Here is a 17501-nt window from a genome sequence, read left to right as displayed (position 1 = left end):
CAGAAACGGGCGCGAGTATTGGACGGGGCTCGCCTTGCCATCCGCGCGCCGGGAAAGGGCAACAGATGTGGTTTGAACCGGGTTTCACCAAAGCCAAAGGGCCGCGAGCGGCAGGAGACCCGAACCTGCGCGCCTTTTGGCAGGCGCGAGACCCCAAGTCAATCAGGCATCGGCCTGCGCCGCCTCGTAGGCCAGCATGGCGCGTTTGACGGGCAACCCCCAGTGATAGCCGCCCAGGCCCCCCGATTTGCGCAGCGCGCGGTGGCACGGGATCAGCCAACTGACCGGGTTGCGGCCCACCGCCGTGCCCACTGCCCGCACCGCCTGCGGCGTGCCCACGGCCTGCGCGATCTGGGAATAGGTCGTCACCTGGCCCGAGGGGATCTGCATCAGCGCCTCCCACACCTTGATCTGCAAGGGTGAGCCGATCAGGTACAGCGGCGTCGGCTCCAGCCGGTCGCTGGCCGCGCCAAATGCCGACAGGACCCACGGGCGCAGGCGCATCGGATCCTCGACGTATTCCGCCAGGGGCCAGCGCGACAGCATGTCCTGCATCGCGGCCTCTTCGCCGGTCTCGGCGGCAAAGGCCATGCCGCAGATGCCCTTGGCCGTGCCCATCACCAACGCCGGGCCAAAGGGGCTTTCGAACCAGCCCCAATAGATGGTCAGCCCGGCCCCCTTGCGGGCATATTCGCCGGGGCTCATCGCCTCCCATTTCAGGAACAGGTCGTGCAGGCGGCCGCTGCCGGACAGACCGACGCTGTGCGCGGTCTCCAGCGTGGTGAACCGCTCGCGCAGCAGCGCCTTGGCATGGCCCAGCGTCAGGTACTGCTGGTAGCGTTTCGGCGACACGCCCGTCCAGCGCGAGAACAGGCGCTGGAAATGGGCGGGGCTCATGTCCATCTGGCGGGCCAGCTCTTCCAGCGACAGCGACTCACCGCCCTGGTCGATCAGATCGATCGCGCGCCGCATCACGTTGTAGTGGTAACCGGATTCGGATGTCTGGACGTTCATGGCATTCACCTTGCTGTGGCTTGTCCCATCCTAGCCGCGCTGGGCCCGACCGTGCGACCCGAAACTTGCGCATTGCCGGTGCAGCGGGCTTTGGGCTTGTCACCCGGCACCGCGGGCGGCATTAAGGCCCGGATGGCAAAGCAGCTTGATTATCACACGATCCGCGAGATCTTTACCCGGTTCCAGCAAGCCGACCCCGAACCCAAGGGCGAGCTTGAGCATGTGAACGTGTACACGCTGGTCGTCGCCGTGGCGCTGTCGGCGCAGGCGACCGATGCGGGCGTCAACAAGGCCACCCGCGCGCTGTTCAAGATCGCGGACACACCGCAGAAGATGCTCGACCTAGGCGAAGAGGGGCTGATCGAGCACATCAAGACCATCGGCCTGTTCCGCCAGAAGGCCAAGAACGTCATCAAGATGTCGCGCATCCTGGTCGAGGACTACGGCGGCGAGGTGCCCAACTCGCGCGCGGCGCTGCAGTCGCTGCCGGGCGTGGGGCGCAAGACCGCAAACGTCGTTCTGAACATGTGGTGGCGATACCCGGCGCAGGCGGTCGACACCCATATCTTTCGCGTCGGCAACCGCACGGGTATCTGCCCTGGCAAGGATGTGGATGCCGTGGAACGCGCCATCGAAGACAATATCCCCGTGGACTTTCAGCTTCACGCCCATCACTGGCTGATCTTGCACGGCCGGTACCACTGCAAGGCGCGCAAGCCGCAATGCGGCACCTGCCTGATCCGCGACCTGTGCCAATTCGAGGACAAGACCCTATGAAAACCTATCACCTGACCGGCATCGGCAACGCCGTTGTGGACGTCATCTCCCAGGCCGACGACAGCTTTCTCGAGATGATGGGGATCGAGAAGGGCATCATGCAGCTGATCGAGCGGGAACGCGGCGAGGTGCTGTATGCGGCCATGGAAAACCGGGTGCAGACGCCGGGCGGGTCGGTGGCCAACACCATCGCGGGCGCGGGTGCGCTGGGTCTGGATGCGGCCTTTATCGGGCGGGTGCATGATGATGCGCTGGGCCGGTTCTATGCCGATGCGATGAACGAAGACGGCGTGGATTTCGTGAACCCGCCGGTGCCGGGGGGCGAGCTGCCGACCTCGCGCTCGATGATCTTCGTCTCGCCCGATGGCGAACGGTCGATGAACACCTATCTGGGGATTTCCTCGGAACTGTCCTCGACGGACGTACCGGCCGAGGTGGCGGGCAACAGCCAGATCATGTTCCTCGAGGGGTATCTGTTCGACAAGGAAAAGGGCAAGACCGCCTTCCTCGAGGCCGCGCGCGACTGCCGCAACGGCGGCGGCAAGACCGGCATCGCCATCTCCGACCCATTCTGCGTCGAGCGTCACCGCACCGATTTCCTGCTGCTGATCGAACACGAGCTGGATTTCGTGATCGGCAACGAGGCCGAGATCAAATCCCTGTTCGAGACCGACGACCTGGAAGAGGCGCTGGCCAAGACCGCCGCGATCTGCCCGCTGGTGGTCTGCACCCGCTCGGGCGACGGGGTGACGGTTCTGCACGACGGCGCGCGCATCGATGTACCGGTCGAGAAAGTGGTGCCGGTGGACGCCACCGGCGCGGGCGACCAGTTCGCTGCCGGCTTCCTCTTCGGCATGGCGACGGGCCGCGACATGGAGACCTGCGCCAGAATAGGCAACGTCTGCGCCCGAGAAGTAATCAGCCATATCGGCCCGCGCCCCGAGGCGAACATGCTGGAACTGCTGCGGGGCGAAGGGTTGATTTGACACGGCCCACCCGCGCGCATGAACGCAACCGAGACCCTTCCACGATAAAAATGGAAAATAAGCGGGCAATGGGTTAGCCTTCCGCCGAAGGGTTTGGAAGCTGGGGCGGGGAACACATGGTCACCCAACGGTTGCTGGCGACGTTCGCATTGATCCTTGGGTTGACCGGTCCGGCCATGGCGGCCGATCGCACGGTCAATGTCCAGTTTCCTGCTGGAACCACCGGTACTTCGATTCGCGACGCCGTCGCGGGCCGGGATGCGGTGTCGTATCGCGTCGGCGCGGAGGCTGGGCAGACCATGCGCGTCGCGCTCAGCGCTTCGAATCCTGCGACCTATTTCAATATCTACGCGCCCGGCAACGGTCCGGGGGACGAGGCCATGGTCATCGGCGAATTCACCGATCCGTTGAACACCTGGTCCGGCGCCTTGCCGGTATCCGGCGAATACACTGTCGTCGTGTTCCAGTATCGCGCGGCAGCACGACGAGGTGAAAGTTCGGACTTCACCCTGGATATTTCGGTCACCGGGGAAACCGGTGACGTGATCCAATCAGACTTTGCTGACGGGTTGGCAGGCGGACCTGATTTCTACCAGGTCAACGTGGCAGGCGGCGGTTCGCTGAACCTGCGCGCGAGCTCATCGGCGGGTGCTGCGGTGGTAACACGCCTGACGAACGGGCAGAACCTGCGCAATCTGGGTTGCCGCATGGCAGAGGGCCTCCGCTGGTGCCGCGTCGCAACCTTGGCCGATCCCGGCATCGAAGGTTGGGCGGCCGGCGATTACCTGATCGAGGGGTCCGGTGGGGCAACCGTCGGACAATCCTCAGAAAATGGCTCTGAGCGGGTGCAATTTGCCCCCGGTTCCACCGGCTCCGAATTGACCGCGGCCCTGGCCCCCGGCGAATCGCGCCGCTACCTGGTGGGCGCCAGCGCGGATCAGTTTCTGTATGTGCGTGTGGCGCCACAGGGCCAGCCGATCTCTTACCAGATATTCAATCCTGACGGTTCGTTCCTGCTGGACCAGATTTCCAGCGACAAGGAATACCGTGGGCAGCTTTGGCAATCCGGAGATCACGTGATCGAGGTGATCAACCGCACAGATGCAAATTTAACTTACTACTTGATCATCGGCGTCGAATGAAATTGCGACCAAAACGGGAGGACAAAATGAAACACCTGTCAGCGATCGTGGCGATTGGCGCCGCAACAGCCTTGAGTGCCTGCATGGATGACAACGGCGGTGCGGCCACGTCCGCGGCCCCGACCGCGGCCGAGCAAGCCTGTTTGCGTGATGTGACCGCGACCACCAACAACCCCGACGTTGTACTCCTTGGGTCCGAGTTCTCAGAGGCCGGAACTCTGGTTCGCGTCGGCGTCGGACCGGATCGCGCACCCTGGCAATGCATCGCGTACACCGATGGATCAACCGCCGGGATCGAATCGCTGACCAACGAAGGCACCTTGTGACGCCGCATTTCAGGATCGGACTGACGGGCAAGACGGGAGCCAGCAATGCACTATGATCTGATGCACGCCGTGGTGACCGGCCTGATCGTGTTTGTGGTCATGTGGGTCTTCCGCAAGGCGGGCTGGAACGACGGCAAACGGTTTGACTGGCGTATGGTCGTCACCGTGGCAGTGGTCGTCTTTCTGTTCAACCTGATCTGGCCGGTATAATACCCGGCTTGCTGGTCACCGGTCGGGCGTCGTCCAGTCCGTCTGGACCGACTCGCGCCGGCTGAGCCGCAGGGCAAGGCCGATGGCCACGCCGACGCCGATGGCCACCGTCAGGTCGATGAAGACGGTCAGCACCATGGTCAGAACCAGCAGCGCCCGGTCGCTGGGTCGGGCGCGGGCGTATTCGCCCCATTTGTGCGGCTCGCTCATGTTCCAGGCCGTGATCATCAGCAGCGCGGCCAATGCCGGCATGGCCAGATAGCCCGCCGCCGGGGCCGCAACCAGCATGATCAGCAGGATCGTCAGCGCGTGGATGATGCCCGCAACCGGCGTCTTGCCGCCCGCCTTGACGTTCGTCGCCGTGCGCGCGATGGCCCCGGTGGCCGGCAACCCTCCGAACAGGGCCGAGGCGATGTTGGCCGCACCCTGCGCCGTCAACTCGGCGTTGGGACTGTGCTGCCCACCGATCATCCGGTCGGCGACCATGGCCGAAAGCAGCGATTCCACCCCCGCCAGAAAGGCGATCACGACCGCCGAGGGGAACAGCTCGACAAAGCGCGACAGCGAGAGGTCGGGCAGCTGGGGCACAGGCAGGGTCGAGGGCAGATCACCGAACCGCGAATGAATCGTGTCGACCCCCAGCCCCATCAACGCGACCAGCGCCGAAGCAACGCCCACCGCAATGATCAGCCCCGGAAATCGTGGCGCGATCCGGCGAAAGGCCACGATCAGAACGGCCGCCAGCAGGGCGATTCCCGTGGCCGGCAGGTTCAGCGTGTCGCGCGCGTCCCATAGCGCGGGTACTTTCTCAAGAAATTCGGCGGGCAGATTTTGAATCGACAGGCCGAAGAAATCCTTGATCTGGCTGGTGGCGATGATGACGGCGATGCCGATGGTAAAGCCGTTGACAACGGCCTCGGGCACGAATGAGATCAATCGCCCGGCCCGGAAATAACCCGCGATCAGCAGGATGAACCCCGCCATGAAGGTGGCCATGACCAACCCGTCATATCCGTGTTCGGCAATCACGCCGAACACCACCACGATGAAGGCGCCGGTCGGGCCTCCGATCTGGACCCGGCTGCCCCCCAGCGCCGAAATGACGAACCCCGCGACGATGGCCGTGACCAACCCCTGCGCCGGGTCCGCGCCCGAGGCGATGGCGATCGCCAGGCTCAGCGGCAGGGCCACCATGGCAACCGAAATCCCGGCGATCAGATCCGCCGTAAACTGAGCCATGTCATAGGTTTTGAGCGTCGTCAGAATCTTTGGCTGGCGCATGAAATCCACCATCCGCAAAAGGCCGCTACTGCTGCGCGGCCCGGGAAACGCGCCAGATTTGCGCCGATTTATGCACCGGGTCAAGTGCGGCAGGTGTGCGCAGTCGATGCGCGCGGTCCACCCGGGAACCACCGACGAAACAGTGTGTCTTGACACTGGCTTTCAGGCAGGCGACCCGCCGATTTTTCTGGCGGGCTTGGCCCGAACGTCGCTATGCTCTCGGCATCAAAAAATGGGAGGCTGTCATGAGAGCAATGCTGTTCACGACGGGATCGCCATTTGCACGGGCGGTCAGGATCGTTCTGGACGAGCTTTCGCTGGATTTCGAAAGGCGAGAGGAGATCACCACGCCCAGCGCCGAGCAACGCGCGCAGGCAACTCCGACATTGCAGGTGCCGACATTCTGGGATGGCGATCTTGTGCTGTGGGAAAGCGGCACCATCGTCGAATACCTGCTGGCGACCTATCCGGACAGGCCGGAGGCTGCGCCCAAGCTGGCGCCCTTTGCCTATCGGCCCGGGGACGCGCAGTGGCAGGACAAGCTGGTGTTCTCGACCATCCAGACCTTCGGAAACGCGGCCACGACCATCTCGCAAATGAAATGGTCCGGCGTCAGCGTGGACCGGAACGCGCATCTGCAGCGGTCGGCCGAGAAGCTGAGCCACATCCTGGGATGGCTGGAGGACCGGCTGACCGGCGAGGACGGATTCGTGCCGGGCTACCTGTCGATGCAGGACATCTTTCTGGCCGCCCATGTGCGTTTCGTGCAGGCCCGGCCGCTTGGGTTGGATCTGGAGCTGGACAGGTACGGCAAGGTTTCGGCTCTGCTCGACCGGCTGGATGCGCGCGACAGTTTCAAGGCAAACCCGATCTGGTGGTGGGAGCCGGGCGTCATAGGCTATGAGCCCGACGGCACGCCTGTCTACGCAAAACAGAATGCCTGAGCCGGGACGCCGGAGCGGAGTTGCGGCGGCCCGATTTAGCGCAGATACCCACGAAAAGCCTCCATGACGCGCTCGTAGACCTCGCGCTTGAAGGGCACGATCTCGGCGATCAACCGTTCCGGGTCCTGCCATTTCCAGCGGGTGAACTCGGGGTGGTCGGTCTGAATGTCGATCTGGTCGTCGGTCCCCAGGAACCGCAGCAGGAACCATTTCTGCTCCTGCCCACGATAACGGCCCTTCCAGATGTGGGGCACGATGTCGTGCGGCAGGTCATAGGGCAGCCAGCCGTCGGTCTCGGCCACGATTTCCACGAGGTCGGGGGTGACGCCGATTTCCTCCTGCAATTCGCGCAGGGCCGCCGCGCGCGGAGATTCACCCTCGTCCACGCCGCCCTGGGGCATCTGCCAGGCGTCCTCGAACCGGTCGTTGCGCTGGCCGACGAAGATCTGGCCCTGATCGTTCATCAGCATCAGGCCCACGCAGGGGCGGTAGGGCAGTTTGGCGATCTGTTCTGGGGTCATGGGCGGGCCTCGTGATGTGGTTGGCCAAGCTGTAGCAACTGGCAAAGCGGCGGCAAAGGGGGTGACGTCAGGTTTCGCGTGACACCGGCGCGGTGCGGCGCGATTGTCGGCCCCGAATTGAGGGAGAGTTTCAAGATGACTGCGTACCCGAACCTGCTGGCCCCGCTGGATCTGGGCTTTACCACGTTGAAGAACCGGGTCCTGATGGGCTCGATGCATACCGGGCTGGAGGAAACCGGCGACTGGAACCGGGTGGCCGAATTCTATGCCTCGCGCGCACGCGGTGGCGTGGCGCTGATGGTGACGGGCGGCATCGGGCCGAACCTCGAAGGCTCGGTCCTGCCCGGCGCTGCGATGATGGCCAGCGACAAGGATGTGGCCAATCATTCCGTCGTCACCGACCGGGTGCATCAGGCGGGCGGCAAGATCGCCATGCAGATCCTGCATGCGGGCCGCTATGCCTATGGGCCGAAATGCGTGGCCCCCAGCCCAGTGAAATCGCCGATCTCGCCCTTCCCCCCCAACGAGTTGGACGAAGAGGGCATCGAGAAGCAGATCAGTGACATCGTTAACGCCGCCGTGCTGGCCCAGAAGGCGGGCTATGACGGGGTCGAGATCATGGGGTCCGAGGGGTATTTCATCAACCAGTTCCTGGTGACCCATACCAACAAGCGCACCGACCGCTGGGGCGGGTCCTATGAGAACCGGATGCGCCTGCCGCTGGAAATCGTGCGCCGCACCCGCGAGGCGGTGGGCACCGATTTCATCATCATCTACCGCCTGTCGATGATCGACCTTGTGCCCAATGGCTCGACCCATGAAGAGGTGGTGCAACTGGCGCAAGCGGTCGAGAAGGCCGGGGCGACGATCATCAACACTGGCATCGGCTGGCACGAGGCGCGGATTCCCACAATCGCCACCAGCGTCCCGCGCGCGGCCTTTGCCTGGGTGACGAAGAAGCTGATGGGCAAGGTGGGGATTCCGGTCATCACCTCGAACCGGATCAACACGCCCGAAGTGGCCGAAGAAGTGCTGTCGACCGGCTGTGCCGACATGGTCTCGCTGGCGCGGCCGATGCTGGCGGATGCGGATTTCGTGGCCAAGGCGATGGCTGGTGAATCGGCCAAGATCGCGCCCTGCATCGCCTGCAACCAGGCCTGCCTGGATCACACCTTCAGCGGCAAGTTGACCTCCTGCCTGGTAAACCCGCGCGCCTGCCACGAGACCGAGCTGGTGATCGAAAAGGCCGCCGCGCCCAAGCGCGTGGCCATCGTGGGCGCGGGTCCGGCGGGCCTGTCCACCGCGATGACGGCGGCTGAACGCGGCCATGACGTGACCGTGTTCGACAAGGCCGACGAGATCGGCGGCCAGCTGAACATGGCCAAGCAGGTGCCGGGCAAGGAAGAGTTCTGGGGCTTGGTGGACTGGTATCGCACCATGCTGGACACGCTGGGCGTCACTGTGGAACTGGGCCGCGCGGTTGGCGCCGACGATCTGACCGGTTTCGACGAGGTGGTGATCGCCACCGGCGTCAACCCGCGCGACCCGCAGATCCCCGGCAAGGACCGCGACAATGTCGTGAACTATATCGACGTGCTGCGCGACAAGGCCCCGGTGGGCAAATCGGTGGCCGTGATCGGCGCCGGCGGCATCGGCTTCGACGTGTCGGAATACCTGCTCGAGGAAGGCCACTCGCCCACCACCGACCTGCCCTTGTGGATGAAGGAATGGGGCGTCGCCGACCCTGAACAACACCGCTCGGGCCTGGCGCCCGAAGGCCCGCAGCCCGAGGCGCCCAAGCGGCAGGTCACGCTGCTTCAACGCAAGAAGCAGTCGCATGGCAAGGGGCTGGGCAAGACCACCGGCTGGATCCACCGCGCGACGCTGAAGATGAAGGACGTGAACTTCGTGGGCGGCGTGAACTACGAGCGCATCGACGACGAGGGGCTGCATGTCTCATTCGGAGAAGAGCGCGCGGACCCGACGGTTATCAAAGCCGAAACGATTGTCCTTTGTGCCGGACAGGTGCCCGAGCGGTCGTTGGCCGATGCACTGATCGAACGCGGGATCACCCCGCATGTGATCGGCGGCGCGGATGTGGCCGCGGAACTGGATGCCAAGCGGGCGATCAACCAGGGCACGCGGCTGGCCGCTGCACTTTAGGGAAGACCCGTTCCGTCCACTGCCCCAAGGCGAGAACACCCAGACAAAAGAAAGCCACCCGAACGATGCCCGGGTGGCTTTTTTGAGAGTTGAGCCAATTCCCCGCCTTAAACGGAAAAAGTCAGACCTGTCTCGTCCTCGAACAGTGCCAGGTATTCCTGGTAGTCCCGAAAGGCGCGGCGCAGAAGAATTTGTGACGCTGGCTTCGCGCGCCAGGGCTTCTTGCCCCCGATATAGTGCCACATCTTCGGGTTTCGGCTTGCCTGTTTCAGTTGGTCTCGAAATTCGGCAGAGGTATGCCGGAATTTCGGACTGTGCGCGTCGTACCAAATCTGCGGCCGCGTGTTCCATTGCTGATGGAGTCTGAGCCACTGACCCGCAAAAATCTGGTTCATCCGATCCTGCTCGGGCAGGTCGTGGATATGCGGGATCAGCTTGTCGAAATCGCCCAGCTCCTTGCCCGCGGGTGAATTCCGGATCGCTTCGCAATCCATCAGAAGGATGCCCGCGTTGAAGTAGTTCTCGCCGGGCAGAAAGCCCAACCGGATGCTGCGCAAAACGCGCGTCACCGACTTTTGGTGTTCGTGCCCCGGCCTCAGAACACTCTGAAGGGATGGGCGCAGAAAGTGGCCTTCGCCCAAGGTGACCAATCCCATGTCGACACAGGCCCCGATCCCGTGGCCATTCATGTCGAGATCCTGCAACTCGCAGACATCGCCCAGCACAAGAGTGTCGGCGTCAATGAACAGACACCGGCCCGAAAAGAAGTCTGGCAGAAACAACGGCAGCAGCGTGATTTTCGGGTATTTCGTCTTGAACTCTGAAAATCGGCCGAGCGACTCGGACTGGAACTCCCGGTAGCGGACCGTGCCGTTATCGACGGCGCGGTCCAGCTGTTCGACGGCTGCGATGTCCTGTGCGGTGAAATCCTGACCGAAAATGGTAACGTCAACAGGCCGGCTGGCGTTCTTGACCACGGAATAGGCCGACAGCAATGCGGGATACAGAAAGTTCCGGTCGACCCCAAAAACAACGTTCATTCAAATACCATGGCTCCGCCCCTGATCGGGATCGTGTATAGGCTAGGCAAGCACATGCAATCAAACCGAAACCGTCCCGCCGCTGTCGGCGGGTTGGTCCCGGCGCTGCGGTTGGTCGGTACGGGTTACTCCACGGTGATCGTTATCACCTCGGAAACGATCGGCGTCGCGTGAGGCACATGACCCGCATCGCCCAGGACCAGTTGCAACGTGTGCGTCCCGGGGGCAAGCTCCAACGTGACTTCGGTCTGACCACCGCCAAAGTGCAGGTGGTTGTCATCAGCCGGCAGTCCATAGGCCAATTCGTCGGCCCCGTCCTCACCCTGACCCAATGGGGGGCGATCGATCAGCAAATGGTGATGGCCGGTGTTTTCCTTTTCGGTCCCGGCTGGCGCAACGCCCATACCGCGGAGGCCAAAGACCACCGTCACCGGCGACGTTACCGTGTCGCCGTCCGACAGGTTGACGAAATAGACCTCGGCGTCCGGGTTCGATGGCGTCTCCCCTCCGGCCCAGGCCAAGGGGGCAAACAGGCAAAAAATAGTTGCTAGAATGGCTTTCATGATCTCCTCCCTGGTCACAAAAATGCCATTCTGACTTTAGCACGTTGCGAGAAATTACCAGAAAAGAACACGCAAACAGGGGGCGGATGCAGGAGGGAAACCACTGTTTCCGCGTTTCCGAAGCGCAAACGATCCGATTCAAAACCCTGATATTATCCCATGTCTGCCTAGTTTCCGCCCAGATTGGAGGCGATGGTCGGTCAACGAACAGACGACCTGGGGAACGAGAATGGACCGACTGACAGAAATGGAGGCCTTCGCCAACGTGGTGGACCAAGGTGGTTTCACCGACGCGGCCAAAAAGATGGGCATTTCCAAATCAGCCGTGTCAAAGCACGTGTCGAGCTTGGAGGCCCGCTTGGGCGCGCGTTTGCTGAACCGCACGACGCGCCGCGTGTCGCCGACCGAGATCGGGCTGGCCTATTACGACCGCGCACGCCGCGTGCTGAATGATGCAGGCGAAGCCGACGCGCTGGTGACGTCGATGCAATCGGCGCCTTCGGGTCTGCTGCGCATCAGTGTGGCCACTGATTTCGGGGTGAACCACCTGTCACCCGTTCTTTCGGGTTTCCTGGCGGCCTATCCCGACATCACCGTGAACATGGTCTTGAACAATCGCTATGTCGAACTGATTTCCGAAGGGTTCGACGTGGCCGTGCGTATCGGCGAACTGGAAGACAGCACCCTGCGCGCGCGCAAGCTGACCGAAACGGTCAAACGCATGGTTGCGGCCCCCAGCTATATCGAGAAGTTCGGGCGCCCGGCAAAGATCGATGACCTCAACGAACACAAGCTGCTGCATTACTCCAGCCAGTCCTCGGGCAACGTCTGGAAGTTGACTGCGCCCTCGGGCGAAAAGAGGCAGGTGCGCACGGCCGGTTGGCTGAGCGTGAACGACGGACAATCCCTGTTGAATGCGGCGATCTCGGGCCTCGGAATCGCTTATCTGCCCAGCTATCTTTACGCGGACGCGCTGAAATCCGGCCAGGTGGTCGACGCGATGCCATCGTTGCCGGACGAGGTTCAGGGCGTCTATGCGGTGTACCCGCCGGGCCGGTTCACCCAGCCCAAGGTGCGGGCGTTCATTGATTTCCTTGTCGAGTCCTTTGCCGAAAAAGGTCCGATGGATTGGTAAGACCTCCCAGTGAAGACTGACCGGCCCGCGCAGTTTGCGCGGGCTTTTTTATGGTCAGTTCAACAGCAGAACAGCCTCGACCCGGCGGTTCTGTTCGCGCCCATCCGGGGTTGCGTTCGAAACGATCGGGGCGAGGTAGCCGACGCCCTGCGCCTGCACGCGGTCTTCGGCCACTCCATGTGCCTCGATCAATCGCGCACGGACAGCCTGAGCGCGGCGTGTGCTGACCTCGATATTGGCCTGCAGGTCGCCGGTGTCGTCGGTGTGCCCAACCAGCGCCAGCCGCGCGCCGGGGGTCTCGGCCAGGTAGCCAGCCAGCAGGCCCAGCGACTCGAACGGCCCGGCCCCCAAGGCGACCTCACCCGTCTCAAAGCTGAGATCGCCGAGTATCACGTGTCCATCCCGTACCAGGCTGGCAACCAGCCCGTCGCCGCCAATCACCGTTTCCTCGACCACCAGCGGCGGTGGGGTCTGACCCTTCGGAGTGACGCGGATCATCTGCACATACCCGTCGGGCGGGTTTCGGCTGATCAGCAAGGTCAGGGCTTCGGCTCCACGAGTGGCTGACAGAAATCGATAGTCATTGATTGCGACATACATGTCGGGCGTCGGCACCACCTCGGTTCCAAAGCGGAAGTCGAACCCACCGCAAGTGCGGGCCTCACATTCAAAAGTGATCTCGAAACCCTGCGCCCTGAGCTGATCCCGCAGCGGGTCGAGGATCTGCAGCGTCGTGCTGGAACCGGCCTGCAACCGCCATGTGGTGCGCTCGATCCGGCCTTCGACCGTGCGCGCGGGAACGGCGTTGTCTGCAAACGGGCCGGTCGGCAATTGGTAGCTGTCCAGCGGGCTGACGCGCTGGCTGATTTGTCGCGCGCTCGCAGGCAGCGACAGGTCCTGCGCCGCCACTGGACCCGCGATCAGACAGAAAAGAAGGACAGCAAATCGGGTCATCGAAACTGCGCGTGATACTCGTCATTGGGCACCATCGCCGTGGCACTGGCGACCCGGTTGGACATGTTGAAGAAGCCCGCAACATTTGCGATGTCCCAGATGTCGCGGTCGGTGAACCCCGCATCGCGCAGGCGCTGGCGGTCCGGTTCCTCGATCTCGGCGCTGGCGGTGGTCATCTTTGCGGCGAAGTCCAACATTGCGCGCTGGCGGGCATCCAGCGGCGCCACACGGTAGTTCATCACCAGCATTTCACCCAGCTTGGGATCACCTGACAGCTGCCGCACGGCGGCACCATGGGCCACCAGGCAATAGAAGCACCGATTGATCGACGAAACCACGACCGCGATCATCTCACGTTCCAGCTTGCTGAGCCCGCTGTCCGCCAGCATCAAGTCATTGTACATGCCCGTGAACGCGTTCAGCTTGTCGATGTCAAAGGCGTTTGCCTTCAGTACGTTCGGGACCATGCCCAGCTTCTCGACGCAGATATCGAAGTATTTCTGCGTCTCGGGCGGCAGCGGATCCACCATTGGCAGGTCAAGCGCGGTGGGCATGTCTCGATCGGTCACGTCTGTCTCCTCTCAGACCAGCTGGCGATAGTGATACTCTCCGACGCGCTCCATCCCCAGAGAGTGGTAGAGCGCGTTGGCGCCGGTATTGGCCTTGGTGCAGATCACGCTAAGGGTATGCGCGCCATTGTCCAGCGCCCAAAAGGCCGCGGCGCGCATTGCCCATTGGCCCAGCCCCTGCCGTCGGTGGGCGGGTACGATCTCAAGCGCGTGCAGCATGGCGATACCATCATGTATGGCGACATAAGCGGTGCCGGCCGGTTGATCGCGGTGACGCAGCAACAGTCCGGTTTTCGGACCTGTTGCCCGTTCCATCACGGCCAGCCGGGCAGGCCCGATGCCACCTTGGGCCCAGATTTCGCGCATGATTGCCAACGGCTCCCACAGGCAGAACACCGTGACCGGTGGGACCGGCTGGTCCGTCAGCTGTGAGACCGGGCAGGCATAGATGTTGACCGGGTCCAGGACCTCGTATCCGCGTTGCGCCAGTATTTCGTCCAGGTCCGCGTCGTGGCGGCGCAGGCAGAAGATGCGCTTTTGGCCCATCGCAAGCAGGACCGCCTCGGCCGCCTCGATGTCGGTCGCTGTGACCGGGCCGGTACGGCTGGCCGCCGATACGCGTGATCCACCGCCCTGCCCTTCGCGCAGCAGAAACGGACCCAATTGCTCATACCGTGCGGCGGGCCAGGTGCCGTCGACCACTGCCGCCCAGTCTACCGTCACAGGCCAAGCTCCTTGGCCAGTCGCGTCGTGACCGCATCGATACGCGACCCGTCAGTGCCCCGAACAACCACGTTGGCCCCGAAGACGCCGTTGATCTGGAACGGGTAACAGCCGATCGAAACGTCGCTGAATTCCTCGGCCACGGCGGCCAGGGTCGCCGCGATGTCGCCTTCTCCCCGGTTGACCCGCAAGGTCTGCGACAACAGCGGTTTTCCTCCGGTCAGGGTGGGCAGCACACTGGCCACCATCGCCTGGAACACCAATGGGACGCCGGCCATCACATGGACATTACCCAGCGTGAACCCTGGCGCGGTGGAAACCGGGTTGTCGATCAGCGTTGCCCCGTCAGGGATGCGCGCCATGCGCAGGCGCGCTTCGTTCAGCTCCAGCCCCGATTGGTCGTAATGCGCCTGCAGCAGGGCGCGGGCATCGTCGCGCACATCGATATGCGCCCCGAACGCGCGGGCGATGCAATCGGCGGTGATGTCGTCATGGGTCGGGCCGATGCCCCCGCTGGTGAACACATGGTCATAGCCCTGCGACAGCGCCGTGACGGCGGCCTCGATCGCCGGTGCCTCGTCGCTGACGATGCGGACCTCTTTCAGATCGATGCCGTGTTTGGTCAGCTCCTGCGCCAGATAATGCATGTTGGCGTCGCGGGTTCGGCCGGACAGGATTTCATCCCCGATCACCTGCATTGCAGCGGTTGGGTTGGGCATGGCACGCTCTCCTCTTGATCGACCTTTGCGGCAGGTATAGGCCCGGAACCATGCGCTTTCAAACCCCTCTTGTGCCCGCCCGCCTGATCCGCCGCTATAAACGCTTTCTGGCCGACTGCAGGCTTGAGGACGGGCGCGAGGTGACGGCCCATTGCGCCAATCCGGGTTCGATGATGGGTCTGGCCGAACCGGGCGAAAAGATCTGGCTTGAGCCTAATGAAGACCCGAAGAAAAAGCTCAAATACGGCTGGCGGCTGGTCGATCATGAAAACGGCCATTTCACCGGGGTCGATACTTCGGTGCCCAACCGGGCCTTGCGCGCTGCGCTCCAAGCCCGGGAGATCCCCGCATTTGCCGCCTATGAAACCGTGCGGCCCGAGGTCAGATACGGCCAGAACAGCCGCATCGACTTTTTGCTTTCGCAACCCGGGCTGCCCGACGCCTATGTCGAGGTCAAAAGCGTGACCCTGTCGCGCGAACCGGGGCTGGCCGAGTTTCCCGACAGCGTCACCGCACGGGGCACCAAGCATCTGGGGGAACTGGCCGAAATGGCGGCGCAAGGACACCGGGCCATCATGCTCTACCTTGTTCAGCGCACGGATTGCCGCAAATTTGCGTTGGCCGCCGATATCGACCCGGCCTATGCGGCAGCGTTTGCGACTGCCCGGGCCAATGGGGTTGAACACGTGGTCTGTGGTACGCGCATTTCACCGGATGGCGTCTGGGTTCAGCCGCAGGCGACGATCTCCAGCGACTGAACGCCGGTCGATTTCCGCCGGATGGCGATTCAATCGGGGACGACGGCGTCGACCTCGATTTCAACCAGCCATTCGGGATTTACGAACCGGTTGATCGCCATGATCGTGTCCACGGGTCGAGCGTCCAGACAGTACAGCTTGCGGGCCTCGATCGCCTGCTTCCAATTGTCGATATCGGTCAAGATCACGCGGGTTCGAACGATGTCCTGCAAACCCGATCCGGCACGCTCCAGCGCATCCTTGATGATCTCAAAGCACTGCTTGGTCTGCAAATAGACGTCCCCGATCCCGACTGTCTTACCTTGCGCATCGACCGGGGCGGTCCCCCCGACCGCGATGAAATTCCCTACGCGAACGGCGCGGCTGAAGCCGACGACCGCCTCCATGGGGTTTCCATTCGATATCAGTTCCCGTTTCTGCGACATTCATCCGGCTCCTCTCTTCCCGACCAAATGAGTCTCTGTACATTCATTTGGCCTCAAATCCGGGCATCGGTCGAGGCCTTTTGACGCCAGGCCGGACCACCCGCGCAAAACGCGGCAACGTCCCTTGACGTTTCGCCCCCCGCATCCAAATTCAGATCAGGGCGGGCACCCGCGACCCTGCGCCCTCTGGTACTTTCTGCACAAGCAGCTTAGAAGGGATGCTGCGCAGAATTTTTTGGAGCCCCGCACGAATGAAAGAGCATCGTGGCCGTCTGACGAAGGACGGTATCCGCATCTACGAACAGGCTGACTTTGCCGGCATGCACGCGGCAGGGGCTCTGGCGGCGCGCATCCTCGATGACATTGCCGAGCATGTCTTTCCCGGCCAGACCACGGGCGAGATCGACCGGATCATCACCCAGATGGTCGAGGACGCCGGCGCGAAATCGGCCACCATCGGTTACAAAGGCTATCAGCACGCCAGCTGCATCAGCGTGAACCACGTGGTCTGCCACGGGATTCCCGGGGACAAGAAGCTCAAGGATGGCGACATCCTGAATATCGACGTGACCGTGATCGTCGACGGCTGGTTCGGCGACACGTCGCGCATGTACGTGGCCGGAAAGCTGCCGCGCAAGGCCGAGCGGCTGATCCAGGTGACCCACGACGCCCTGTTCAAAGGCATTGAGATGGTCAAGCCGGGCAACACCTTCGGTGACATTGGCCACGCGATCCAGTCTTATGTCGAAGCCCACCGCATGAGCGTGGTGCGCGATTTCTGCGGGCACGGGCTTGGCCGCGTGTTCCACGCGCCGCCCAACGTGCTGCACTATGGCCGCCCGGGCACCGGCGCGGTTCTGGAAGAAGGCATGTTCTTCACCATCGAGCCGATGGTGAATTTGGGCCGCCCCGAGACCAAGACGCTGGCCGATGACTGGACCGCCGTGACCCGCGACAAGTCGCTGTCGGCGCAGTTCGAGCATTCGGTGGGTGTGACAGCGGACGGGGTCGAGATCTTTACCCTGTCACCGGGCGGCAAGTTCCACCCGACCTATTCCTCCTGATCGGCGGCCTGATCGCGCAGAAGCTTCAGCAGCAGGGTGTCCGGGCCCCATGACGTCACCGCGTCCTGAATGAAGACGGGTGCGGGCCGAGGCCGTGGCTCGGGTCCTGAGGTGGCCTGCGCCTCGAACCGGGCGGGCCAGAGTGGGCGTGAAAGTGCGCGGTCCATAACCGCAGTCTAGCACAGGC

The 17501-nt window shown here is 63.1% G+C and carries 21 protein-coding genes; 10 read left to right on the top strand and 11 right to left on the bottom strand.

Annotation, left to right across the window (positions count from 1 at the left end):
* Positions 1-162: 162 nt before the first annotated feature.
* Positions 163-1014 (bottom strand): bifunctional helix-turn-helix domain-containing protein/methylated-DNA--[protein]-cysteine S-methyltransferase, encoded by an 852-nt coding sequence (locus ACR0IR_RS12345; RefSeq protein ID WP_170364127.1) that lies wholly within the window; start codon positions 1012-1014, stop codon positions 163-165.
* A 132-nt stretch (positions 1015-1146) separates the two neighbouring features.
* On the opposite strand from ACR0IR_RS12345, the gene nth reads away from it, so the two are divergent.
* From nth to ACR0IR_RS12320, 5 genes are all read left to right on the top strand, one after another.
* Positions 1147-1791, top strand: a complete 645-nt coding sequence (nth, locus tag ACR0IR_RS12340) for an endonuclease III (protein ID WP_170360575.1) — start codon at positions 1147-1149, stop codon at positions 1789-1791.
* Positions 1788-2777, top strand: coding sequence for an adenosine kinase (locus ACR0IR_RS12335; RefSeq protein ID WP_170364126.1), 990 nt, complete (start codon positions 1788-1790; stop codon positions 2775-2777). Before nth ends, ACR0IR_RS12335 begins: the two co-directional genes overlap by 4 nt.
* 176 nt (positions 2778-2953) lie before the next feature.
* Positions 2954-3919 carry an SH3 domain-containing protein gene (locus ACR0IR_RS12330; RefSeq protein WP_170364125.1) on the top strand — a complete coding sequence of 322 codons (966 nt, stop codon included), beginning with the start codon at positions 2954-2956 and terminating at the stop codon, positions 3917-3919.
* Positions 3920-3945: 26 nt separating this feature from the next.
* The gene (locus tag ACR0IR_RS12325; protein ID WP_170364124.1) at positions 3946-4245 is read left to right on the top strand and encodes a hypothetical protein; all 300 of its coding nucleotides are present in this window, start codon (positions 3946-3948) and stop codon (positions 4243-4245) included.
* Positions 4246-4290: 45 nt separating this feature from the next.
* Complete coding sequence (locus tag ACR0IR_RS12320) at positions 4291-4455, top strand: hypothetical protein (protein WP_170364123.1); 165 nt, start codon at positions 4291-4293, stop codon at positions 4453-4455.
* A 15-nt stretch (positions 4456-4470) separates the two neighbouring features.
* Here the strand turns inward: ACR0IR_RS12320 and ACR0IR_RS12315 are convergent, their stop codons facing one another.
* Positions 4471-5736 (bottom strand): SulP family inorganic anion transporter, encoded by a 1266-nt coding sequence (locus ACR0IR_RS12315; RefSeq protein ID WP_170364122.1) that lies wholly within the window; start codon positions 5734-5736, stop codon positions 4471-4473.
* 245 nt (positions 5737-5981) lie between these two features.
* On the opposite strand from ACR0IR_RS12315, the gene ACR0IR_RS12310 reads away from it, so the two are divergent.
* Complete coding sequence (locus ACR0IR_RS12310; protein WP_170364121.1) at positions 5982-6680, top strand: glutathione S-transferase family protein; 699 nt, start codon at positions 5982-5984, stop codon at positions 6678-6680.
* Between the two features lie 35 nt (positions 6681-6715).
* Here the strand turns inward: ACR0IR_RS12310 and ACR0IR_RS12305 are convergent, their stop codons facing one another.
* Positions 6716-7201, bottom strand: coding sequence for an RNA pyrophosphohydrolase (locus tag ACR0IR_RS12305; protein ID WP_170341971.1), 486 nt, complete (start codon positions 7199-7201; stop codon positions 6716-6718).
* Between the two features lie 135 nt (positions 7202-7336).
* Here ACR0IR_RS12305 and ACR0IR_RS12300 point away from each other — a divergent pair, with 135 nt between their 5' ends.
* The gene (locus ACR0IR_RS12300; protein ID WP_170364120.1) at positions 7337-9364 is read left to right on the top strand and encodes an NADPH-dependent 2,4-dienoyl-CoA reductase; all 2028 of its coding nucleotides are present in this window, start codon (positions 7337-7339) and stop codon (positions 9362-9364) included.
* Positions 9365-9471: 107 nt separating this feature from the next.
* Here ACR0IR_RS12300 and ACR0IR_RS12295 read toward each other — a convergent pair whose 3' ends face one another.
* Together ACR0IR_RS12295 and ACR0IR_RS12290 are read right to left on the bottom strand one after the other, a co-directional pair.
* Positions 9472-10404, bottom strand: a complete 933-nt coding sequence (locus ACR0IR_RS12295; protein WP_170364119.1) for a glycosyltransferase family 8 protein — start codon at positions 10402-10404, stop codon at positions 9472-9474.
* Between the two features lie 125 nt (positions 10405-10529).
* A complete protein-coding gene (locus tag ACR0IR_RS12290) occupies positions 10530-10967 on the bottom strand; it encodes a DUF4399 domain-containing protein (protein WP_170341071.1) in 438 nt (145 codons plus the stop codon).
* Positions 10968-11196: 229 nt separating this feature from the next.
* Here ACR0IR_RS12290 and ACR0IR_RS12285 point away from each other — a divergent pair, with 229 nt between their 5' ends.
* The gene (locus tag ACR0IR_RS12285; RefSeq protein WP_093964122.1) at positions 11197-12102 is read left to right on the top strand and encodes a LysR family transcriptional regulator; all 906 of its coding nucleotides are present in this window, start codon (positions 11197-11199) and stop codon (positions 12100-12102) included.
* 54 nt (positions 12103-12156) lie between these two features.
* Here ACR0IR_RS12285 and ACR0IR_RS12280 read toward each other — a convergent pair whose 3' ends face one another.
* Genes ACR0IR_RS12280 through ACR0IR_RS12265 form a run of 4 tightly spaced genes read right to left on the bottom strand, consistent with a single transcriptional unit; the run spans position 12157 to position 15067 of the window.
* Positions 12157-13056 (bottom strand): OmpA family protein, encoded by a 900-nt coding sequence (locus tag ACR0IR_RS12280; protein WP_170364118.1) that lies wholly within the window; start codon positions 13054-13056, stop codon positions 12157-12159.
* On the bottom strand, positions 13053-13625 hold the full coding sequence (locus tag ACR0IR_RS12275) for a peroxidase-related enzyme (RefSeq protein WP_170360556.1): 573 nt from the start codon (positions 13623-13625) through the stop codon (positions 13053-13055). The genes ACR0IR_RS12280 and ACR0IR_RS12275 overlap by 4 nt, the downstream gene beginning before the upstream one ends.
* 12 nt (positions 13626-13637) lie before the next feature.
* Positions 13638-14348, bottom strand: a complete 711-nt coding sequence (locus ACR0IR_RS12270; protein ID WP_170364117.1) for a GNAT family N-acetyltransferase — start codon at positions 14346-14348, stop codon at positions 13638-13640.
* Positions 14345-15067, bottom strand: a complete 723-nt coding sequence (locus tag ACR0IR_RS12265) for a competence/damage-inducible protein A (RefSeq protein WP_170364116.1) — start codon at positions 15065-15067, stop codon at positions 14345-14347. Before ACR0IR_RS12265 ends, ACR0IR_RS12270 begins: the two co-directional genes overlap by 4 nt.
* Positions 15068-15117: 50 nt before the next feature.
* Between ACR0IR_RS12265 and sfsA the strand changes: the two genes are divergently transcribed.
* Positions 15118-15825 carry a DNA/RNA nuclease SfsA gene (sfsA, locus tag ACR0IR_RS12260; protein WP_170364115.1) on the top strand — a complete coding sequence of 236 codons (708 nt, stop codon included), beginning with the start codon at positions 15118-15120 and terminating at the stop codon, positions 15823-15825.
* Positions 15826-15854: 29 nt separating this feature from the next.
* Here the strand turns inward: sfsA and ACR0IR_RS12255 are convergent, their stop codons facing one another.
* A complete protein-coding gene (locus ACR0IR_RS12255) occupies positions 15855-16250 on the bottom strand; it encodes a RidA family protein (RefSeq protein ID WP_254433997.1) in 396 nt (131 codons plus the stop codon).
* Positions 16251-16501: 251 nt separating this feature from the next.
* Between ACR0IR_RS12255 and map the strand changes: the two genes are divergently transcribed.
* Positions 16502-17314, top strand: coding sequence for a type I methionyl aminopeptidase (gene map, locus ACR0IR_RS12250; RefSeq protein ID WP_170360548.1), 813 nt, complete (start codon positions 16502-16504; stop codon positions 17312-17314).
* On the opposite strand, the gene ACR0IR_RS12245 is transcribed toward map, so the two are convergent.
* On the bottom strand, positions 17302-17481 hold the full coding sequence (locus ACR0IR_RS12245) for a hypothetical protein (protein ID WP_170360546.1): 180 nt from the start codon (positions 17479-17481) through the stop codon (positions 17302-17304). The genes map and ACR0IR_RS12245 overlap by 13 nt on opposite strands.
* Positions 17482-17501: the final 20 nt, after the last annotated feature.

It is taken from the genome of Ruegeria sp. CF2 (genome assembly GCF_056537385.1).
The sequence above is the reverse complement of the archived record's forward strand: the minus strand, read 5'-3'. Positions and strand labels throughout refer to the sequence as shown.